This is a genomic window from Paenarthrobacter sp. AR 02 (assembly GCF_021538675.1).
Taxonomy (GTDB): Bacteria; Actinomycetota; Actinomycetes; order Actinomycetales; family Micrococcaceae; genus Arthrobacter.
In genome coordinates, this window is the sequence record NZ_JAJUKH010000001.1 from 235,559 (window position 1) to 252,345 (window position 16,787).

The 16,787-nt window shown below is 63.4% G+C and carries 15 protein-coding genes and 2 tRNA genes; 5 read left to right on the plus strand and 12 right to left on the minus strand.

Annotated features, from left to right (window positions below; genetic code table 11):
* Positions 1-65: 65 nt before the first annotated feature.
* From LRQ04_RS01175 to LRQ04_RS01185, 3 genes are read right to left on the minus strand one after another with little or no spacing between them, the layout of a single operon-like run.
* Complete coding sequence (locus LRQ04_RS01175; protein ID WP_235517173.1) at positions 66-977, minus strand: carbohydrate ABC transporter permease; 912 nt, start codon at positions 975-977, stop codon at positions 66-68.
* The gene (locus tag LRQ04_RS01180) at positions 977-1,891 is read right to left on the minus strand and encodes a carbohydrate ABC transporter permease (RefSeq protein ID WP_235517174.1); all 915 of its coding nucleotides are present in this window, start codon (positions 1,889-1,891) and stop codon (positions 977-979) included. The genes LRQ04_RS01175 and LRQ04_RS01180 overlap by 1 nt, the downstream gene beginning before the upstream one ends.
* 22 nt (positions 1,892-1,913) lie before the next feature.
* A complete protein-coding gene (locus LRQ04_RS01185) occupies positions 1,914-3,185 on the minus strand; it encodes an extracellular solute-binding protein (RefSeq protein WP_235517175.1) in 1,272 nt (423 codons plus the stop codon).
* Between the two features lie 233 nt (positions 3,186-3,418).
* Between LRQ04_RS01185 and LRQ04_RS01190 the strand changes: the two genes are divergently transcribed.
* On the plus strand, positions 3,419-4,630 hold the full coding sequence (locus tag LRQ04_RS01190) for an ROK family protein (protein WP_235517176.1): 1,212 nt from the start codon (positions 3,419-3,421) through the stop codon (positions 4,628-4,630).
* A gap of 13 nt (positions 4,631-4,643) precedes the next feature.
* On the opposite strand, the gene LRQ04_RS01195 is transcribed toward LRQ04_RS01190, so the two are convergent.
* The 5 genes from LRQ04_RS01195 to LRQ04_RS01215 all read right to left on the minus strand — a co-directional run bounded on the left by LRQ04_RS01195 (position 4,644) and on the right by LRQ04_RS01215 (position 7,470).
* Positions 4,644-6,212: a Na+/H+ antiporter gene (locus LRQ04_RS01195; protein ID WP_235517177.1), complete on the minus strand. Its 1,569-nt coding sequence runs from the start codon at positions 6,210-6,212 to the stop codon at positions 4,644-4,646.
* A 94-nt stretch (positions 6,213-6,306) separates the two neighbouring features.
* Positions 6,307-6,963, minus strand: coding sequence for an NAD(P)-binding oxidoreductase (locus tag LRQ04_RS01200; RefSeq protein ID WP_235517178.1), 657 nt, complete (start codon positions 6,961-6,963; stop codon positions 6,307-6,309).
* Between the two features lie 65 nt (positions 6,964-7,028).
* A tRNA-Met gene (locus LRQ04_RS01205) sits at positions 7,029-7,102 on the minus strand.
* A gap of 61 nt (positions 7,103-7,163) precedes the next feature.
* Positions 7,164-7,235: transfer RNA gene (locus LRQ04_RS01210), tRNA-Thr, on the minus strand.
* A gap of 118 nt (positions 7,236-7,353) precedes the next feature.
* On the minus strand, positions 7,354-7,470 hold the full coding sequence (locus LRQ04_RS01215) for a LysM peptidoglycan-binding domain-containing protein (RefSeq protein WP_235517179.1): 117 nt from the start codon (positions 7,468-7,470) through the stop codon (positions 7,354-7,356).
* Between the two features lie 9 nt (positions 7,471-7,479).
* On the opposite strand from LRQ04_RS01215, the gene LRQ04_RS01220 reads away from it, so the two are divergent.
* Entirely contained in the window at positions 7,480-7,629 is a 150-nt protein-coding gene (locus tag LRQ04_RS01220; protein WP_235517180.1) for a hypothetical protein, read from the plus strand.
* Positions 7,630-7,784: 155 nt separating this feature from the next.
* Here LRQ04_RS01220 and LRQ04_RS01225 read toward each other — a convergent pair whose 3' ends face one another.
* The 4 genes from LRQ04_RS01225 to LRQ04_RS01240 form a co-directional block, all read right to left on the minus strand.
* The gene (locus LRQ04_RS01225; RefSeq protein WP_235517181.1) at positions 7,785-9,932 is read right to left on the minus strand and encodes a DEAD/DEAH box helicase; all 2,148 of its coding nucleotides are present in this window, start codon (positions 9,930-9,932) and stop codon (positions 7,785-7,787) included.
* Between the two features lie 398 nt (positions 9,933-10,330).
* Positions 10,331-10,984 carry an MOSC domain-containing protein gene (locus LRQ04_RS01230; protein ID WP_235517182.1) on the minus strand — a complete coding sequence of 218 codons (654 nt, stop codon included), beginning with the start codon at positions 10,982-10,984 and terminating at the stop codon, positions 10,331-10,333.
* Positions 10,985-11,014: 30 nt separating this feature from the next.
* Entirely contained in the window at positions 11,015-11,689 is a 675-nt protein-coding gene (locus LRQ04_RS01235; protein ID WP_235517183.1) for a response regulator, read from the minus strand.
* Entirely contained in the window at positions 11,686-13,185 is a 1,500-nt protein-coding gene (locus tag LRQ04_RS01240; RefSeq protein WP_235517184.1) for an ATP-binding protein, read from the minus strand. The genes LRQ04_RS01235 and LRQ04_RS01240 overlap by 4 nt, the downstream gene beginning before the upstream one ends.
* A 151-nt stretch (positions 13,186-13,336) precedes the next feature.
* Here LRQ04_RS01240 and LRQ04_RS01245 point away from each other — a divergent pair, with 151 nt between their 5' ends.
* From LRQ04_RS01245 to LRQ04_RS01255, 3 genes are read left to right on the plus strand one after another with little or no spacing between them, the layout of a single operon-like run.
* Positions 13,337-14,056, plus strand: coding sequence for a Tat pathway signal protein (locus LRQ04_RS01245; protein ID WP_235517185.1), 720 nt, complete (start codon positions 13,337-13,339; stop codon positions 14,054-14,056).
* 2 nt (positions 14,057-14,058) lie between these two features.
* Positions 14,059-15,264 carry a glutathionylspermidine synthase family protein gene (locus LRQ04_RS01250; protein WP_235517186.1) on the plus strand — a complete coding sequence of 402 codons (1,206 nt, stop codon included), beginning with the start codon at positions 14,059-14,061 and terminating at the stop codon, positions 15,262-15,264.
* On the plus strand, positions 15,261-16,787 hold the full coding sequence (locus LRQ04_RS01255) for an APC family permease (RefSeq protein WP_235517187.1): 1,527 nt from the start codon (positions 15,261-15,263) through the stop codon (positions 16,785-16,787). Before LRQ04_RS01250 ends, LRQ04_RS01255 begins: the two co-directional genes overlap by 4 nt.

Sequence of the window (16,787 nt, forward strand, 5' to 3'; positions counted from 1 at the left end):
TTTAGATTCTAAATTTAGATCCCGGACCAGTATGAAACGCTGGACGCGGGAAGGTCAACAGTGGGTCAGCCCTTGACTGCGCCCTGCGTGACGCCCGCCATGACCCACCTCTGGGTAAAGAGATACGCAACGATCGCGGGTGCCATGGCCATGAGGTAGGACGCGAAGGACACGTGGTAGTTATTGCTGAATTGGGTCTGGAACAGGTTCTGCCGCACCGGGAGGGTCTGCAGGGCCGGATCGGAAATGATCAGGGACGGCATCATGAAGTCGTTCCAGGCATAGAGGAACGCGAAGATGCCCACCGTTGCGCTCATCGGCGCCAGCAGCGGAAAGATCAGCTTCCAGAACGTTTGCCACGTCGTGGCACCATCGATCCGGGCGCTCTCTTCCAACTCCATGGGGATTGAACGGAGGAACGCGGTGAAGAGCAACACGCTGAAGCTCAGTTGGAACATGGTGGCGAGCAGGATGACGCCGAAGGGATTGTCCAGGCCCAGCCGGCCGGTGAGCTGGATTTGCGGCAGTGCAACCACAGGGAACGGGATGAACATGGCCGCGAGCAGGTAGAAGAACGAGTACCGGAACAGCTTGCGCTCCCAGTTACGCACTATCGCGTACGACGCGAACGCAGCCAGGATGATGGTTGCCACCACCGTGCCTGCCGTGACCAGCAGCGACATGGCAGCGCCGACGGGGAAGTTCGTCAACGTCCAGGCCTGGACGAAGCCGTCCAGGCTGAATGGCGCCGGGAAGGAGAACGCATTGCCATCAACTGCCTGCCCCTGGGTCTTGAACGCCATGGAAACCGTGACGTACAGGGGAAGCAGGACAGTAACGGCGCACAACAGGAGGATGGCGGTCCCCGACCAGTTGGCCCGCTCCGGCTTAACTCCCGCAGCGGAGCGGGAACGTCCGACGGCGGTGCGTGGCTTGGTTTGCCGGGCTTCGGTTTCGATGGTGGCTTGATTGGTCATCAGAGGGCATTCCGTCCGCGGGTCAACGAGAGCTGTACAAGGGAAATCAGGATGGCGACAACGAAGAAGATCGTTGCGTTGGCCATCTGGTAGGCGTAGTCGCCGCCGTTGAAGCCGGCGATCACGGTCATTGCGATGCTTCGGGTCGAGGTTCCCGGGCCGCCGTTCGTCAGCCCGACAATGATGTCGTAGGCGTTCAGGAAGCCCTTGAACCCGAGAATGATGTTGATGACCACGTATCCGGCCACCAGCGGGAGGGTGATCTTGACGAGCTGCTGGAACTTGCTGGCGCCGTCGATGTCCGCTGCCTCATAAACATCCCCGGGAACAGCGACCAGGCCCGCGATGTAGATGAGCAGGGCGCCGGGAACTGCCTGCCACGCGGTCACCAGCACGATGGCAATCCATGCCAGGTCCGGGTTGGCCAGCAGGCTGCTTTCCAGCCATGGAATCCCTGCTGCCGCCCCGGCCGCGGGCAGCGAGTTGGAAAACAGGAAGTTGAAGACGTAGGCGATGATGATGCCGGAAACCACCATGGGGATGACGAAGACGGTGCGCAGCGCAGACTTCATCCGGATACGCGAGGTCAGGCCCACTGCCAGGAGGAAGGCCACGACGTTGACGGCGATTACCGTAACCAGCGAGAAACCGAAGGTGAAAAGGTAGCTCTGCAGGATCGCAGGATCACCAAAGATTGCAACATAGTTGGTGAGGCCAACGAACTTCCAGTCACCGATGCCAATGGAATCCGTGAAGCTGAAGAAGATACCGATGATGGCCGGGACGGTGATGGCAAGGGTGAACAAGAGAAGGCTGGGCAGAAGGAAGAGGTAGAAGATCGGTTCGACGGGACGCTTGGCGCGTTGCCGGGGAAGGCCCCTGCCGGAGGTGGTTTTGTTGGTGAGGATTGACATTTCTTGGCTCCAGGGTCCGGCGCTACTGGCGAAACGCCAGGTGCGCCCAATCTGCGTCGAGGGTGCGGAGGGTGGATTCAGGTCCCGCGCCGAAGACGAGCGCCTGGGTGTAGTTCATGATCGGGATGGTCTTTGGCACCAGGACCGAGGGGCCCTGATAGACCTTTCCCTGCTCGTAGTACCCGGCCATGCCCGCGATCCGCGGGTCCGGGACCACCGTGGAGTCCTTGGTTGGGGTAAAACCGAGCTGGGACTTGTTATAGGCGTCCATCACTTCCGGCTTGTACAGATACTCAAGGAAGTCACGTGCGGCGTCCTTGTGCTTGGACGCCTCAGGAATCCACGCGGCGAGGTCCACGTTGACGCGGACGCGCAGGTCCTCCGGATTCTCGGTCATCGGCAACGGGAAAGTCCCGAGCTTGAGGTCCGGTGCGGTCTTGGCCACTTCGCTGAATGCCCAAGGCCCCTGCAGGTACATGGCCGCCTTGCCTTGTGAAAAGGCCAGGTTTCCGTCGCCATAGGCCCGGCTCGCCGCATCCTTATTGACGTAGTTCTTGGTCAACTGCAGCATCCTGGAAACCGGCTGGTCGAAGTCTTTCTGGAACGACACCGAGGAATCCGGACCGACGCCCGTTCCTTCATCGGCGAGCTTCTTGAAGAAGTCAAGGGTGTCCACTTGACCGCCAACGGAGTAGTCGAACCATCCCTGCGCGATGGTCCAGTCGTCCTTCCACGTGGCGTAGAACGGCGTCACGCCAGCGGCTTTCAATTTCTCGCAGGCGGCGATCAGCTGGCTCCAGGTTGTCGGGACCTCAATGTTGTTCGCAGCGAAGATGTCCTTGTTGTAGATCACGGAGGACGCCATCACCGAATAGGGAAGGGCACTGGTACGCCCTGGGTACTTGCCGTACTGGTCCATCAACGGCTGGAGGTCTTCCCTGATGCGGGAGGCAGCGTTGGTTCCGGAAAGATCGCTCAAAACCCCGCGCTGGACGAACCGGGACGATTCCATGTTGTAGTTGGCCAGTGCAATGTCCGGCGGGTTGCCTCGTACGAAGCTGGCTGAGACGACGTCGACGCCGGAGGTGTCCATGACAACCTGCGTCTTGTCCTGCGAAGCGTTGTAGTCGGCAACGAGTTTGCCCATGAAGCCGATGGCCTCACGCTTACTGAACGTGAACCGGATTGTTTCCTTGCCCGGTTCGCCCGTGCAACCCGAGAGGAGGCCTGCCAGCAGGGCCAGCCCCAGCCCCATCGCTGCCAGGCGTTTCTTGCGTGTCGATTGTGCAGACACCATAGTCCTTTCATCCTGCGGACCCCAACGGCCGCGTCACCATCAGAGGGCCATCCGTCCTGCCCGCCGAGTTTAGATAGGAGATAAATTTACAACCTATCGCTAAGCTTGGGTGACGGCCGCCACACCGTCAAGACTTTCGGCGAAATGTGTCGGGATCTAAATTTATGAACTAAATTTAGAGAGGCCGCTGTCTCAGTTCCTGCAGGCGGTCGGGAAAGTGAGGAAGCAGCATGCTGACCGGTACCGCACCGTCAACGCAGCTGGTCCGCCGGGTTAACGCCAGCGCAATGCTCAAGGCAATGCGCGGCGCGGGAGTCGTTACAGGCACCGAACTGATGGCCTCCACCGAACTGTCGCGTGCCACCGTCATCTCGATCTGCGATGAACTGGTCCGGCTGGGATGGCTCCAGGAACTGGAAAATCAACGGGTGGCCGGAGATTACGTGAAGGGCCGCCCGGCCCGCCGCTTCGTCTTCGACAACAGTGCGGCCCACGTCCTGGGCATAGACATCGGTGCCACCAAGATCACCACCATCGCGGCGGACATGGCCGGCACCCCCCTGTCCCAGGTCACCATGCCCTTCCGGACCGACAACGTGGCCGCCGATGAACGGGCCGACGTCCTGGACCGCATCGCTGCAGATGCCATGCACAAGGCCGGCATCACGGCCAACTCCGTCCTCGCCGTATCCGTCGGCGTAGCTGCCCCCGTCAACCGCCAAGGCGAAGTGCCCACGGTCCAGGAATTCTGGCGCTCGTTCGATGTGCGCCGAATAGTTTCCGAACGGCATGGCTGGCATGTGCTACTCGAAAACGACGCCAACCCTGCGGCCCTGGCCGAACGGTGGCAGGGAACAGCCCAGGGAGTGGACAACCTGGTGGTCATGCTGGCCGGTGACCGCCTGGGCTCGGGCATCCTCGAGTCAGGACGCCTGCTCCACGGCCAACTGGGCGGCTTCGGCGAGCTCGGCTACCTCGACAACGTCGACGGCGTCGGCGACACCTACGGAATTGCCCACTACGCTGCCTTGTGGGGCCGCGAAGCCCTCAAAAACGACGCTGCCTCGGCGCTCGGCGGCCTGTGTGGAGGTGACCCATCAGCCCTGACCGCTGAGATGGTCTTTGCAGCGGCAGCCGACGGCGACCCGGCCGCGCAAAGCGCCCTGGACCGTTTGGCACATCGAATGGCCCGGGTCATCGGCTCGATCAGCACCCTGGTGAATCCTGAACTGGTAGTGATCGCGGGCGGTGTCGCAGCGTCCGCCAACGCCCTGATTCCCGCCATCGAACAGCAGTTGCCGGAGTTCACCTTCACTCCCCCACGACTTGCCAGCTCCACCCTGGGCGATGGCATCGTGTCTCTCGGAGCGGTTCGTCACGCACTGGACTACGTGGAAGAGAATGCCCTGGACCTCTCCCCTGCGTCGTTGAACAGAGCCTAGGCTTGCCCGGGACTTAGTCGGGCATCGACATGGTCCGGAGGTCCAATTGCCGCAGCACCCTGTCAGCCACCTCCGGGTCGGTCCCGGGCTCGTTGCGTGCTGAGACCACTTCCTGTCGGGCGGCGTCCAGCGCGATCGTCTGAACGGCGATTGACAGTTCCCGCCCGCGTTTGCGTTTCTCGGCCGTGGTCTCGTTCTGCAACGTGCCATCCAGCAGCTCGGCGTGAAGCCGGCGCATCTTCTCCTTGACCAAGGCCACCTTCTCAGCAGGCAATTCCTTCATGAGGTCGTGTTCCTTCAGCGCCGCAACGGCCGCCGACTGGGCACGCCGTGCCAGGACCCGCGCTGCGTCCTGTTCGTGCGAGCCATCCTCGGTGGCCTTCAGGACCCGCATCAGCCACGGCAACGTCAAACCGGGGAGGACCAAAGTGGCCAGGAGGACGGCGCACGCAATGACCAGGATCTCGTGCCGGGCCGGGAAATCGCTGCCGTCGGGCAAAGTCATGGGAAGCGCCAGCGCCAAGGCCAGCGTTGCCAGCCCACGCATACCGCACCACGTCAGGATCAGCACCTCCTTGGGGGACGTCGGCAGGAGGTTACGCCGCCGTCGGGCTGTCAGGGAGAGCAGGCCCAGCCAGAGGAAGCGCACCACGAAGACCAGGACGCAGATCACCACGGCCATGCCGATCATCCCGAAAATGGCCGTCCCCTCGTCCCGGATGACGTGACGGATTTCGAGGCCCACCAGGCCGAAGGCCAACCCCGTGGCGAGCAGTTCCACCACGTCCCAGAAAGCCGTCCGGGTGATCCGTTCGGCAGCGTCCTGGGGTCGCGTATGGCGTTGCAGTTCCAAGGCGGTTACGACGACGGCCACCACGCCTGAGGCGTGCAGCTCTTCCGCGAGGATGTACGCGGCGAAAGGCACCACAAGGGTGACAGCGCTTCTGGCCACCATGGAGGTAACCAGCTTGGTGATGACCTTGGTCACCCAGCCCATCGCGATGCCGATGAGGATGGCCAAAGCCGCGCCCACCACGAACTGGAGTATCACGTTCGGTCCCACGTCACTGCCTGAGACCGTTGCCGCCACGGCGGCCTGGAAGATCACGATGGCCGCGGCATCGTTGAACAGGCCTTCACTTTGGAGGACGGTGATGAGCCGCCGCGGCATATGGACGCGTCCTGCTACGGATTCCACGGCTACAGGGTCCGGGGGCGCCACCATGGCCCCCAGCGCAATGGCCGCCGGTATGCCGATGCCGGGAATCATCAGCCACGCGGCGCCGGCTACCGTGGCAGTGGACACCACTACCAGGGCCACGGCCATGAGCAGCAGTGTCCGCCAGCGCACGCGGAAGACTGCCCAGGAACTCTTCTGCGCCGTGGCGAACAGCAGTGGCGGGAGGAAGATCGGCAGGATCAGGTCCGGCGAGATCTCAAACTCGGGAAAGCCCGGAATGAACGTCAGTGCTACAGCGAGCAGCAGCATCAGCACCGGATAAGGAAGGCGCAGCCGGTCGCCAAGGCCCACAGCCACCACCGTCGCAAGCAGCAGCCCGATAATGAGCGCCAACTGATCCATAACCCTGCTTCCCCAGATGTTGTACGGCCCTTCCCGGCATTGCCGAAAAAGTTCCCTACCAACATATCCCGGGTCATCCCCCGGCCAGGAGCAGTCAGTCCTTGGTCAGGGCGTCCACCACGTCTTCGGTGCCGTCTTTGAAGGGGATCGTCCGGTGGGCTGTCCCCGGTAGTTCCAGGACGGCAGCGGCCACCAGCGCAACGTTCGCCCGTGACGTTTGGGTCCCGTCTGCTGTGTTGCGGGGGTCCGTTTCGATCAACCCCGTGGCCGGCTCATTCGTCAGCGTGCCCGGACCCAGGACAGTCCAGTCCAGGTCTGTGCTCCGCAGGTAATCGTCGGCGGCAGCCTTGGCCTCCGCGTAGGCGAAGAAAGGATTGTCCGGTGGCACGCCGTGGTCCTTGGCGGCCCCAAGATAGGAGACCATCACATATCGTGAAACGCCGGCTTGCCCCGCAGCATCCATGGAGCGGATCGCGGCGTCCCGGTCCACCGCATAAGTCCTGTCCGGGTTGCCCCCTCCAGCTCCGGCCGACCAGACCACGGCGTCGTGGCCGCCGAGCGCTTGGGCGAGTTCCGCCGTCGTCGAGTTCTCCACATCCAGCACCTCAGCAGAGGCTCCCGTTTCCGTGACATCGGACACATGGTCGGGATTTCGGATGAAGGACGTGACATCGTGACCTTCGCCACTGAGGATTTTGGACAGATGCAGGGCCACTTTGCCGTGGCCGCCAATGATTGCGATTCGGCTCATGGACCCATTCTGTCCCAGGAAACGAAAAAAGACCCCGCAGGTGAATTCTGCGGGGTCTTGCCCTGTAGCGGTGGGGAGGCTCGATCTCCCGACCTCACGATTATGAGTCGTGCGCTCTAACCAACTGAGCTACACCGCCACGAATGAGAAAAACCTGTGTCAAGCCGGTCAAAACCGCCCTGACACAGGCCCTCATTCAGAGCCCCCCACCGGAATCGATCCGGTGACCTCGTTCTTACCAAGAACGCGCTCTACCACTGAGCTAGGGGGGCAACGAGTAAATACTCTACCGGACGTTTTCAGAAGCTACAAATCGGCGAAACGACGCGGAAAAACCGCCGCGACACAATTTGCAAAAGTGCCCCGGAGTTGATCTCCGAATGGAGAAGATCAGGGCAAGCGGAGCACCTGGCCGGGGTAGAGAAAATCGGGATTTGGCACGGTGTCCGCGTTGCTTGCAATCAGGGCGCCAAGGTCCACGCCAAACTGGGCCGCAATCCCACTCATGGTGTCCCCGTGCTCAACCACCACCTCGGTGACCCTGCCGGCACCCGGGGAGAGCCCAGCGGAGCCCTCAGGGGCGCCCTCCTGGGCTTCCTGCGGCTGCCTGGCGCTGTCGGTGCCTGCCTCCGGCTGCCTGGCCGCCTGCTCGCCCGCGAACCGTAACCCGGTCTCGTACGAAACAGCCGGCGTACAAGGGCGGGCCAGGCCAACAATCCCGGGACAGTGCTTAAACGCAACAGGGGGCCAGCTCGAAAGCCGACCCCCTGAGGGAACTACTGAGTGGTCACCGCCAAGCGGTGATTACCACCGGGCCGTGTTTACCACTTGCCCTTACGGTTGAAGTCGCGGTGTCCGCCTTCGCCGCCACTGCGGGGCTTGCGTGCGCCGTCGCCGTGACCACCGAAGCGGGATCCGCTGGCCTGGCCGCGGTCGCGGTCGCCGAAGCTGCCTGCGGTGCGCTCGGAACGGTCGCTGTAGGAGCGTCCGCCACGGTCAGCGGAGGTACGCTCGCCGTCGTTCTTGCGGAAGTCCTTCTTGAAGCCGCCGTTGCCCTTGAAGTTGCCGCCACCACGGTTTTCGCGGTCGCCGTAGCCACCACGTCCACCGCCGGAGCCGCCACGTTCGCTGTTGGGCCTGCGGCCGTTGTCCAGCTCAAGGTGGATCAGTTCGCCACCAATGCGGGTGCGGGACAGTGCGCGCAGCTGCTCGGGGCTGAGGTCTGCCGGGAGCTCCACCAGGGAGTGGTCCGAGCGGATGTCGATGCCACCGATCTGTGCGGAGGAAATGCCGCCCTCGTTGGCAATGGCGCCCACGATCGACCCCGGCATGACGCGCTGGCGGCGTCCGACGGCGATCCGGTAGGTTGCATTGCCCTCGGTGAGTGCACGGGTCGGGCCGCGGGAACCGAAGCCGTCCTTGGAGCGCTCACGCTTCTGGTACTCAGGAGCTGCAGGCAGTTCCTTGACCAGGAGGGGCTGACCACCCTGGGCCATGACGGCCAGGGCTGCGGCAATCTCCGAGGCCGGCACGTTGTGCTCTTCCTCGTAGGAGGAGATGAGGTCGCGGAATGCTGCAACATCCTCGGACGCCAGGGTCTCGGTGATGCGCTCGGCGAACTTGCCAAGGCGCAGCGTGTTCACGGTCTCGGCGGTGGGCAGGTGCATCTGCTCCACCGGCTGGCGGGTGGCCTTCTCGATGGAACGCAGCAGGTACTTCTCACGCGGCGTCATGAAGAGAATGGCGTCACCCGAACGGCCTGCACGGCCGGTGCGGCCAATGCGGTGGACGTACGACTCGGTGTCGTGGGGGATGTCGTAGTTGATGACGTGGCTGATGCGCTCAACGTCAAGGCCACGGGCCGCGACGTCGGTGGCCACGAGGATATCGATGCGGCCTTCTTTCAGCGCGTCAACAGTGCGCTCACGCTGCTGCTGCGGAATGTCGCCGTTGATGGCGGCAGCCTGGAACCCGCGGGACTTCAGCTTGTCGGCGAGGTCCTCGGTAGCCATCTTGGTGCGCACGAAGGCAATAACGCCGTCGAACTCTTCAACTTCGAGGATGCGGGTGAGTGCGTCCAGCTTGTGCGGGCCCATGACCTGCAGGTAACGCTGGCGGGTGTTGGCACCGGTGGTGGTCTTGGACTTCACCGAAATCTCAGCCGGGTTGTTCAGGTACTGCTTGGACATGCGGCGGATCTGGCCCGGCATGGTGGCAGAGAACAGGGCAACCTGGCGGTCCTCGGGGGTCTGCTGGAAGATCTGCTCCACGTCATCGGCGAAGCCCATGCGCAGCATCTCGTCAGCTTCGTCCAGCACGAGGTACTGGAGTTCGGACAGGTCCAGGGAACCCTTGGCGATGTGGTCGATCACGCGGCCGGGGGTACCGACAACAACCTGTGCGCCACGGCGAAGGCCGGCAAGCTGCGGACCGTATGCCGAGCCACCGTATACCGGGAGAACCGTGAAGTCATCAATGTGCTTGGCGTAGGAGGTGAATGCCTCGGCAACCTGGAGGGCCAGTTCACGCGTGGGAGCCAGGACCAGTGCCTGGGTCTTGCGGGAGGGACCGTTGAGGTCGTGGAGCTCTGCCAGGCGGGACAGGGCAGGAACAGCGAACGCTGCGGTCTTGCCCGTACCGGTCTGGGCCAGGCCCACGACGTCGCGGCCCTCAAGGAGCAGCGGAATGGTGGCGGCCTGGATGGGAGACGGCTTTTCGTAGCCAACATCCTGGAGTGCGGCCAGAACGCGGCCATCGATGCCGAGCTCGGCAAAGCGGACGCCTTCTTCGTCGTCCTCAGCCTTGGGGGCGGGAGCGTCGGTGGAGGCGGGGGCTGCAGTCTCGGCTGCAGCGGTCTCGACGGGGGCAGCGGCAGCAGCCGGTGCTTCGGCTTCGGCGGGAGCGGTGGTCTCGGCTTCTGCGGAGACGGTGTTCTGGGCGTCGAAGTCTTCGTTGAGATTTTCGGTCATAAGGGGAAATTCCTCATCCATAGGGCATCGGCGCGACCCGGTTGGGCTGGCCGCAGTACTCGTCGCGAAGAGACAGGGAAAAAGGTGCCCTGCTTTCGCAAGAAGTCCGGCGCTATCGCAATCCCATGGCAGGACTTCCCGCTGCATCTCTTGGCTGCTATCCCAGCAGTCTGTACAGCGTTTTCTTTAGCCGGCTCTCCCTATGAAAATGCCCGCACACAGTTGCGGGCCCCAACACTTACCAGTCCTGCCTCAAGAATTGGGCAGGATAAAGGGATTTCCGGAGTGGGGGATATTTCAAGTGTAGGGCACAGGACGTAAGGTCCGCGACCCGAAGTCCGGTGAGCTTGTTCACATTCTCCCGGCCGGGTAGTGAACGCAGGCCCGCAAAGCCGGTTTCAGAGGCCGCTGCGGCGCAGGACCTTTTCGAACTTCGCGTGATATTCGTCCTGCAGCCGGATCTCCCCGTCTGCCTCGGCATCCAAAAGGGCCTGGATGAGCTCCGGGGTGGGTTCACTGAACCACTGGCCCACGGTGACACCGTGCTTCGGAACGAACGTGCGGTGGATGTGGTCCCCTGCCGAGATGGTGCCGGCCCGGATCACCCTGAGGTAGTTGCCAACCCTGCCGGCCTGCGTGAACCTCTTCACCCACTGTGGCTCATCGACTGCCCGTTGGAAGGTGGCGCAGGGAACCCGAGGCGAGGTCACTTCCAGTTCCACGTCCAGACCGATCCTCCAGCGTTCGCCGATCACCGCGCCCGTGGTTTCGATTCCGGTGACGCGCAGGTTCTCGCCGAAGAAACCTGGTGCGAGCTCCCGTCCCAGCTCCGCCGACCAGTAGTCAGCGTCCTCCTGCGAATAGGCGTACAGTGCCTGGTCCTCTCCGCCGTGGTTGGCCCGGTCCGCCTGCACATCACCATGGAGCCCGAGTTTGTGTACCTTGACCGGCCCTTCAACGGGACGCTTGTCAATGGCGGTGACGCCCACGTTGCCGGGATCGGGCAGCAACTGGTGGACACGGCAGACGGCCAGGAGGGAAGCGGTGTTCATGGACAACAGTGTACGGATGCCCACACCGAACTAGGGATCGAAACGGTAGCCCATGCCCGCTTCCGTGTGGAGGTGGCGTGGCTCCGCAGGATCCCTCTCCAGTTTCCGCCGGAGCTGGGCGATATACACCCTGAGGTATTGGGTTTCCTTGGCGTACGCCTGGCCCCAAACCTGGGTGAGGATCTGTTGTTGGCTCACCAGTTTCCCTTTGTTGCGGACCAGCAACTCCAGAATGTTCCACTCGGTGGGGGTCAACCGCACGTCCGCACCATCCCGGACGATCTTCTTGCCCGCCAGGTCCACTACGAAGTCGGCGGTGGCCAGGGTGGGTTCTTCTTCTCCGGTGACTACCCTGCGGGAGGCAACGCGCAACCGGGCAAGAAGCTCATCCAGACCGAAAGGCTTGGTCACGTAGTCGTCCGCACCGGCGTCGAGCGCTTCCACCTTGTCTTCGGACGCGTGCCGGGCGGACAGCACGATGATGGGCATGTTGCTCCAGCCGCGGATACGGCGAATGACCTCCACACCGTCCATGTCAGGCAGGCCGAGGTCCAGGACCACAATCTTGACCGGTTGCTTGGCCGCGGCATTCAAGGCATCGGCGCCGTTTCCCACGGTCAGGGCCTGGTAGCCGTGGGCCTGGAGGGTGACCTGCATGGCGCGTGCGATGCGCGCCTCGTCCTCAACGATCAGCACCAAAGTCACAGCTGCTCCCCGGTCCACAGCGGCAGCGTGACCACCAGCGTCAGTCCACCACCCGGCGTCGGCTCCGCCGCGAGGCTTCCACCCATGGCCTCGGTGAATCCTTTGGCGACCGCAAGCCCCAGCCCGATCCCACCGGCAGGGCCCGGTGTGGGCGCATCTCCAAACCGCTGGAACGGTTGGAACATGGTGAGGACCTCCTGTGGGCCTATCCCCTGCCCGTGATCGACAATCCGCAACTCGCTGGCCGGCCGCTCCCCCAAGGTGATCCCCGCACCGGCCGAGGCCCTCAGCACCACGTCCGAGTCCGGTGCATACTTCACAGCGTTCTCCACAATGTTCGCCACCACGCGTTCGAGCATGCCGGTATCAGCCTGGACCGGTGGGAGGTTGGGCGGCAGTTCGTTGCGGATACGGTCCCGGGGAATGCCTTGCCCGGCTTCCGGCAGCACGTCGGCCCACGCAGTACCGGACAGCAACGGATTGACGGCGTCCGCAGTGATGCGCGACATGTCCAGGAGGTTGTCCACCAAGTGGTCCAGCCGGTCCGCATAATCCTCAATGGTCTCCAGCAATTCCCGCTCCACATCCGGCGGAAAATCCACGTCGTCCTGGCGCAGGCTGCTGACCGCCAGCTTGATCCCGGCCAACGGCGTCCGCAGGTCATGCGACACGGCGCGCAGGATAGACGTGCGCATTTTGTTGCCCTCCGACAACCGCACGTTATCGCGCCGGCTCTGCACCAGCTGCTGGCGCTCGCGCACGGCAACAACAAAAGCGCCGAAGGCCGCAAGCATCCGCTGGTGCTGCGGCGATAACGGCCCGCCGCGCAGCAACAGGGTGTAGTGGGGATCGACGACGGCGGCATGGTCTGCGGCGGCATGGGTCACCGGTGCATCTGAGCCGGCAGTGGCAAGGACACGCCACTCCGGTGCCGCACCCTGCGCCGTAATTCCCTGGCTCCCCAGCAGTGTCACCGCCTCCATGCCCAGATTGCCACGGACCTTCTCAAGGAACGACTCCAGGCTGCCGTCGGAGCTGAGGATCCGCAGGGCCAGCTCGCTGAGCGCCGTGGCCTCCGCCCCCGACCTCGCAGCTTCCTGCGCCCGCCGGGTGGCCAGGCCCACAGCAAGCCCTACCCCACACGCCACGGCAAGGAAGACCACCACGGTGAACAGGGTGCTGGGGTCCGCGATGGAGAGCGAACCCACAGGGTCCGCTGAGAAGTAGTTGAGCAGGAAGCTGCCCAGCACAGCTGCCACTACAGCCGGCCACAAGCCCCCGATCGCGGCCACGGCCACTGCAACCGCCAGTTGCAGGAGCATGATCATCGCAAAGTTACGGAAACCCAGCACCGTGACGAGAAGTTCGACGGCGGGAGGCAGCAATAGTGCCAGGACCAGCCCGCTGATGACCCTACCCTGGCCGATGCCCCGCACCGATGGAAGCCGCAGCAGTACGCCGTCCTCGCCGTTGCCGTGTGTCTCAGGTGCCGCCATGGCTACATCCTTACACGGTTGCTTGGTGGGCAGTTGTCCCCATGTGGGACTGTCACCGGTGCCAGCGATGCGCACAGGTACTAGGCTTGCTCTGAGCATTCTGGTCCGGCGTGGCGCCGGACACTTCCACGGTCTATCCAGGGGGATACGCATGGGCCCAAAAGACAACCCTGACGCTGCCGGCACCAACGGCAACGGCGGGGACAACAACCCCGATTTCGCAGCGGGCAACAATCCGCCCAAGCCCCCGCCCTGGCAGGTGCCCAAACCCGAACTCCACCCCGAACTGTTCGCGCCCGTTGAAGAACCGGCCCAAGAACAGCAAGGCAAGACCCGCGCCGCCAGCAAAGGCAAGAAGCGCACCGTACCCGCTGCGGCATCCCCGGACCAGGCAGGAACTCCTGAACCCGGCCAGCCCCTGCCCGTTATTGATCCTTTCGCCAAGGAACGCGAACGCGGCGCGGCGGAAGCAGCCAAGAAGAAGAAGCGCTCGCAGCGCCGCACCGTCGTGGTGGGCCTGGGCGTGACTGCCTTGTTGGCCGGAACCATTACCGCGATCGTGGCCAGCAACGAGCAGGAAGCCGACTACGCCCAGGTTTGCTTCAACGAGGAAACCGGCGAGCGCGTTGACGACAACCAGTGCGACAACAGCAGCTCGGCGGGCCGCAGCTCGGGCGTCTACGCCTGGTACTTCTACTCGAGGGGCGCCAGTGTTCCGGCCGTCGGTCAGAACAGGTCCGCCTACCCGAGCTACACCAAGAACGTGCCGTCCGGCGCCAAGTCCTCCACCGGGTACAGCACCAAGGGCGGCACAGTCAGCCGTGGTGGCTTTGGCAGCAGTTCCAAAAGCGGCGGAAGCTCGGGAGGCTAGGGATGCGTCGACTGCCCTCCGTGCCGAGGCCGGACTGGAAGAAGAAGATCGAAGAACAGGGCTTGGTTTTTTCCACCACCACCATGCCCGATGGCCGCAAGATCGAATACTGGAACGAATCGGCGTACTACGAATTCACCATGGACGAGGTGGAAACGCTGGAAAAGACCGCCGAGGACATGCACATCATGTGCTTGGAAGCGGCGAAATACCTCGCTACCGGTGCCATGGGCGACATCGGGATCGGGCCACAGGCGCTGGAACTTGCCAGTGACTCCCTGCTGGCTGCGGACATGGACATCTATGGCCGCTTCGACTTCATCTATGGCGGCAAGGGCGGTCCAGCGAAGATGCTGGAGTACAACGCCGATACCCCCACAGGATTGATCGAAGCTTCGGTGGCCCAGTGGTTCTGGCTTCAGGACGTCTTCCCGGAAAAGGACCAGTGGAACGGCATCCATGAGGCCCTGATCCGGCAGTGGAAGAAGCTGCAGTTCCGCACCGGCATGAGCACCCTGCACGTGGCCCACTCCGAGGCTGAGGAGTCAGGCGAGGACTGGATGACGGCCGCCTACATGCGGGACGTCGCGAGCCAGGGCGGGTGGACCACCATCGGCATCAACATGTCCGATATCGGCTGGGACCCGAACCTCAACCGCTTCGTGGACCTGGACAACTTCATGATCAGCACCATGTTCAAGCTGTACCCATGGGAACTCATGATGAAGGAACCTTTTGGGCAAAGGCTGCTGCAGCGTGCCCACAACCCGCGCTGGGTTGAGCCTGCCTGGAAGATGCTGCTGTCCAACAAAGCCCTGCTCGCAGCACTGTGGCATTTGTACCCGAACCACGAAAACCTGCTGCCCGCCTACCTCGGTGACCCCGGACCTTTGAAGGAATGGGTGGCCAAGCCGCTGCATGGACGTGAAGGCGACAACATCCGCATCCACGCCCCCGGCATCGACATACAGCAGCCTGGCGGTTACGGCAGGGAAGGCTGGTGCTTCCAGCAGTACCACTCCCTCCCCGACTTCGACGGCAACCACCCGGTCCTGGGCCTGTGGGTAGTGGATGGTGAATCCGTGGGCTGCGGCATCCGCGAATCGGACGGCCCCATTACGGACTACTTCTGCCGCTTCGTGCCCAACACCATCGATGCCCCGGCGCCTGTGGCGCCCCCTGCTACTGCCTACGGAGCTGCCCTATGAGCACTGAAATTACGACGCCGGGTGGCGGCGCGGCGGGCGGCGACCGTTCCGCCGTCGTGCCTTCCAAAGGCCTCCGCGCCGGAATCCTGGACCTGGGCGACTCCGTCATGCTGGGCCTGGCCTCCACCGCGCCCGTGTATTCGCTGGCCGCGACGCTGGGGCTCATTGTGGCTGTCAACGGCAACTACACTCCACTGATCCTGGTCCTCGGCTTCATCCCGGTGCTGTTCATTGCCTATGCCTTCCGGGAACTCAACAGCGCCATGCCCGACTGCGGCACCACGTTCTTCTGGGCCCGCAAGGCCTTTGGTCCGTGGGCTGGATGGCTTGGTGGCTGGGGGGTTGCCCTCGCCGGGATCGTGGTGTTGGCCAACCTGGCACAAATCGCCGGCAAGTATCTTTGGCTGCTGGTCGGCGACGGTTCCCTGGCGGACAACACCTGGTTGGTGACGGCCACGGGAGTGCTTTTCATTGTGTTCATGACGTACGTAAACCATCGCGGGATCCGGCTTGGCGAGCACGTCCAGCGCACCCTGACGTACATCCAGTACATTGCCTTGGGCATTTTCGCCGTGGCCATCGTTTTCAGGATCACCGGCGGCGCGCCTGAGGGGCAGCCGTTCGACATCGAATGGTTCAACCCCACGGGGGCCTTCGCGGACCCAGGCGCCGTGGTGCACGGGGCTCTCCTGGCGCTGTTCATTTATTGGGGCTGGGACACGTGCTTGGCGCTCAACGAAGAAACCGAGAATCCGGCGAAGACCCCGGGCCGCGGCGCCGTCATTTCAGCCACCGTCCTCCTGGCCATCTACGTTTCCGTGGCGCTGCTGGTCATGATGTACGCCACCATCGGCACGGACGGCATCGGGCTGGGCAATGAAGCCAACCAGGATGACGTCTTCCTGGCCATGAAGGACGTTGTGCTGGGCCCCTGGGGTTGGTTGATCGTTGTTGCCGTGCTGGCCTCCGTCCTGTCCTCCACCCAGACCACCATCCTTCCGACTGCCCGCGGAACCCTGTCCATGGGTGTTCACGGAGCCCTCCCTCCGCGTTTCGGCAAGATCCACGAGCGTTTCCAGACGCCCGGATTCTCCACGCAGGTCATGGGCGCGGTGGCCGTTGTCTATTACGTGGCCATGAGCTTCCTCAGCCAGAACCTGCTCTCCGATTCCATCAGCGCCATCAGCCTTTTCATCGCGTTCTACTACGCCTTGACCGGGTTCTCCTGTGTCTGGTTCTTCCGTTCCACGCTGCGCGACTCAGCCCGCAACCTGTGGTTCCGTGGCATCCTGCCGTTGCTCGGCGCGCTGTCCCTGACTGCTGCGTTCTTCATCTCGGCCGTGCAGATGTGGGATCCGTCGTACGGCGACACCCAGATATTCGGCATCGGTGGCGCGTTCGTCAGCGGCGTCCTGCTCCTGGCCCTCGGCGTGGTGCTGGCCGTTGTGTGCAGGTTCGCGCCGTCCACCCGTGGGTATTTCACGGGCGAACGTGCCGAGGCTGGGATCGTCCGCGGCGAGTAG

Coding starts and splice junctions, on each gene's coding strand:
- LRQ04_RS01215 (WP_235517179.1), bottom strand. CDS start 7,470: ATGAGTGGGATTGCGGCCCAGTTTGGCGTGGACCTTGGCGCCCTGATT.
- LRQ04_RS01180 (WP_235517174.1), bottom strand. CDS start 1,891: ATGTCAATCCTCACCAACAAAACCACCTCCGGCAGGGGCCTTCCCCGG.
- LRQ04_RS01195 (WP_235517177.1), bottom strand. CDS start 6,212: ATGGATCAGTTGGCGCTCATTATCGGGCTGCTGCTTGCGACGGTGGTG.
- LRQ04_RS01225 (WP_235517181.1), bottom strand. CDS start 9,932: ATGACCGAAAATCTCAACGAAGACTTCGACGCCCAGAACACCGTCTCC.
- LRQ04_RS01240 (WP_235517184.1), bottom strand. CDS start 13,185: ATGGCGGCACCTGAGACACACGGCAACGGCGAGGACGGCGTACTGCTG.
- LRQ04_RS01250 (WP_235517186.1), top strand. CDS start 14,059: ATGCGTCGACTGCCCTCCGTGCCGAGGCCGGACTGGAAGAAGAAGATC.
- LRQ04_RS01230 (WP_235517182.1), bottom strand. CDS start 10,984: ATGAACACCGCTTCCCTCCTGGCCGTCTGCCGTGTCCACCAGTTGCTG.
- LRQ04_RS01190 (WP_235517176.1), top strand. CDS start 3,419: ATGCTGACCGGTACCGCACCGTCAACGCAGCTGGTCCGCCGGGTTAAC.
- LRQ04_RS01255 (WP_235517187.1), top strand. CDS start 15,261: ATGAGCACTGAAATTACGACGCCGGGTGGCGGCGCGGCGGGCGGCGAC.
- LRQ04_RS01175 (WP_235517173.1), bottom strand. CDS start 977: ATGACCAATCAAGCCACCATCGAAACCGAAGCCCGGCAAACCAAGCCA.
- LRQ04_RS01245 (WP_235517185.1), top strand. CDS start 13,337: ATGGGCCCAAAAGACAACCCTGACGCTGCCGGCACCAACGGCAACGGC.
- LRQ04_RS01200 (WP_235517178.1), bottom strand. CDS start 6,963: ATGAGCCGAATCGCAATCATTGGCGGCCACGGCAAAGTGGCCCTGCAT.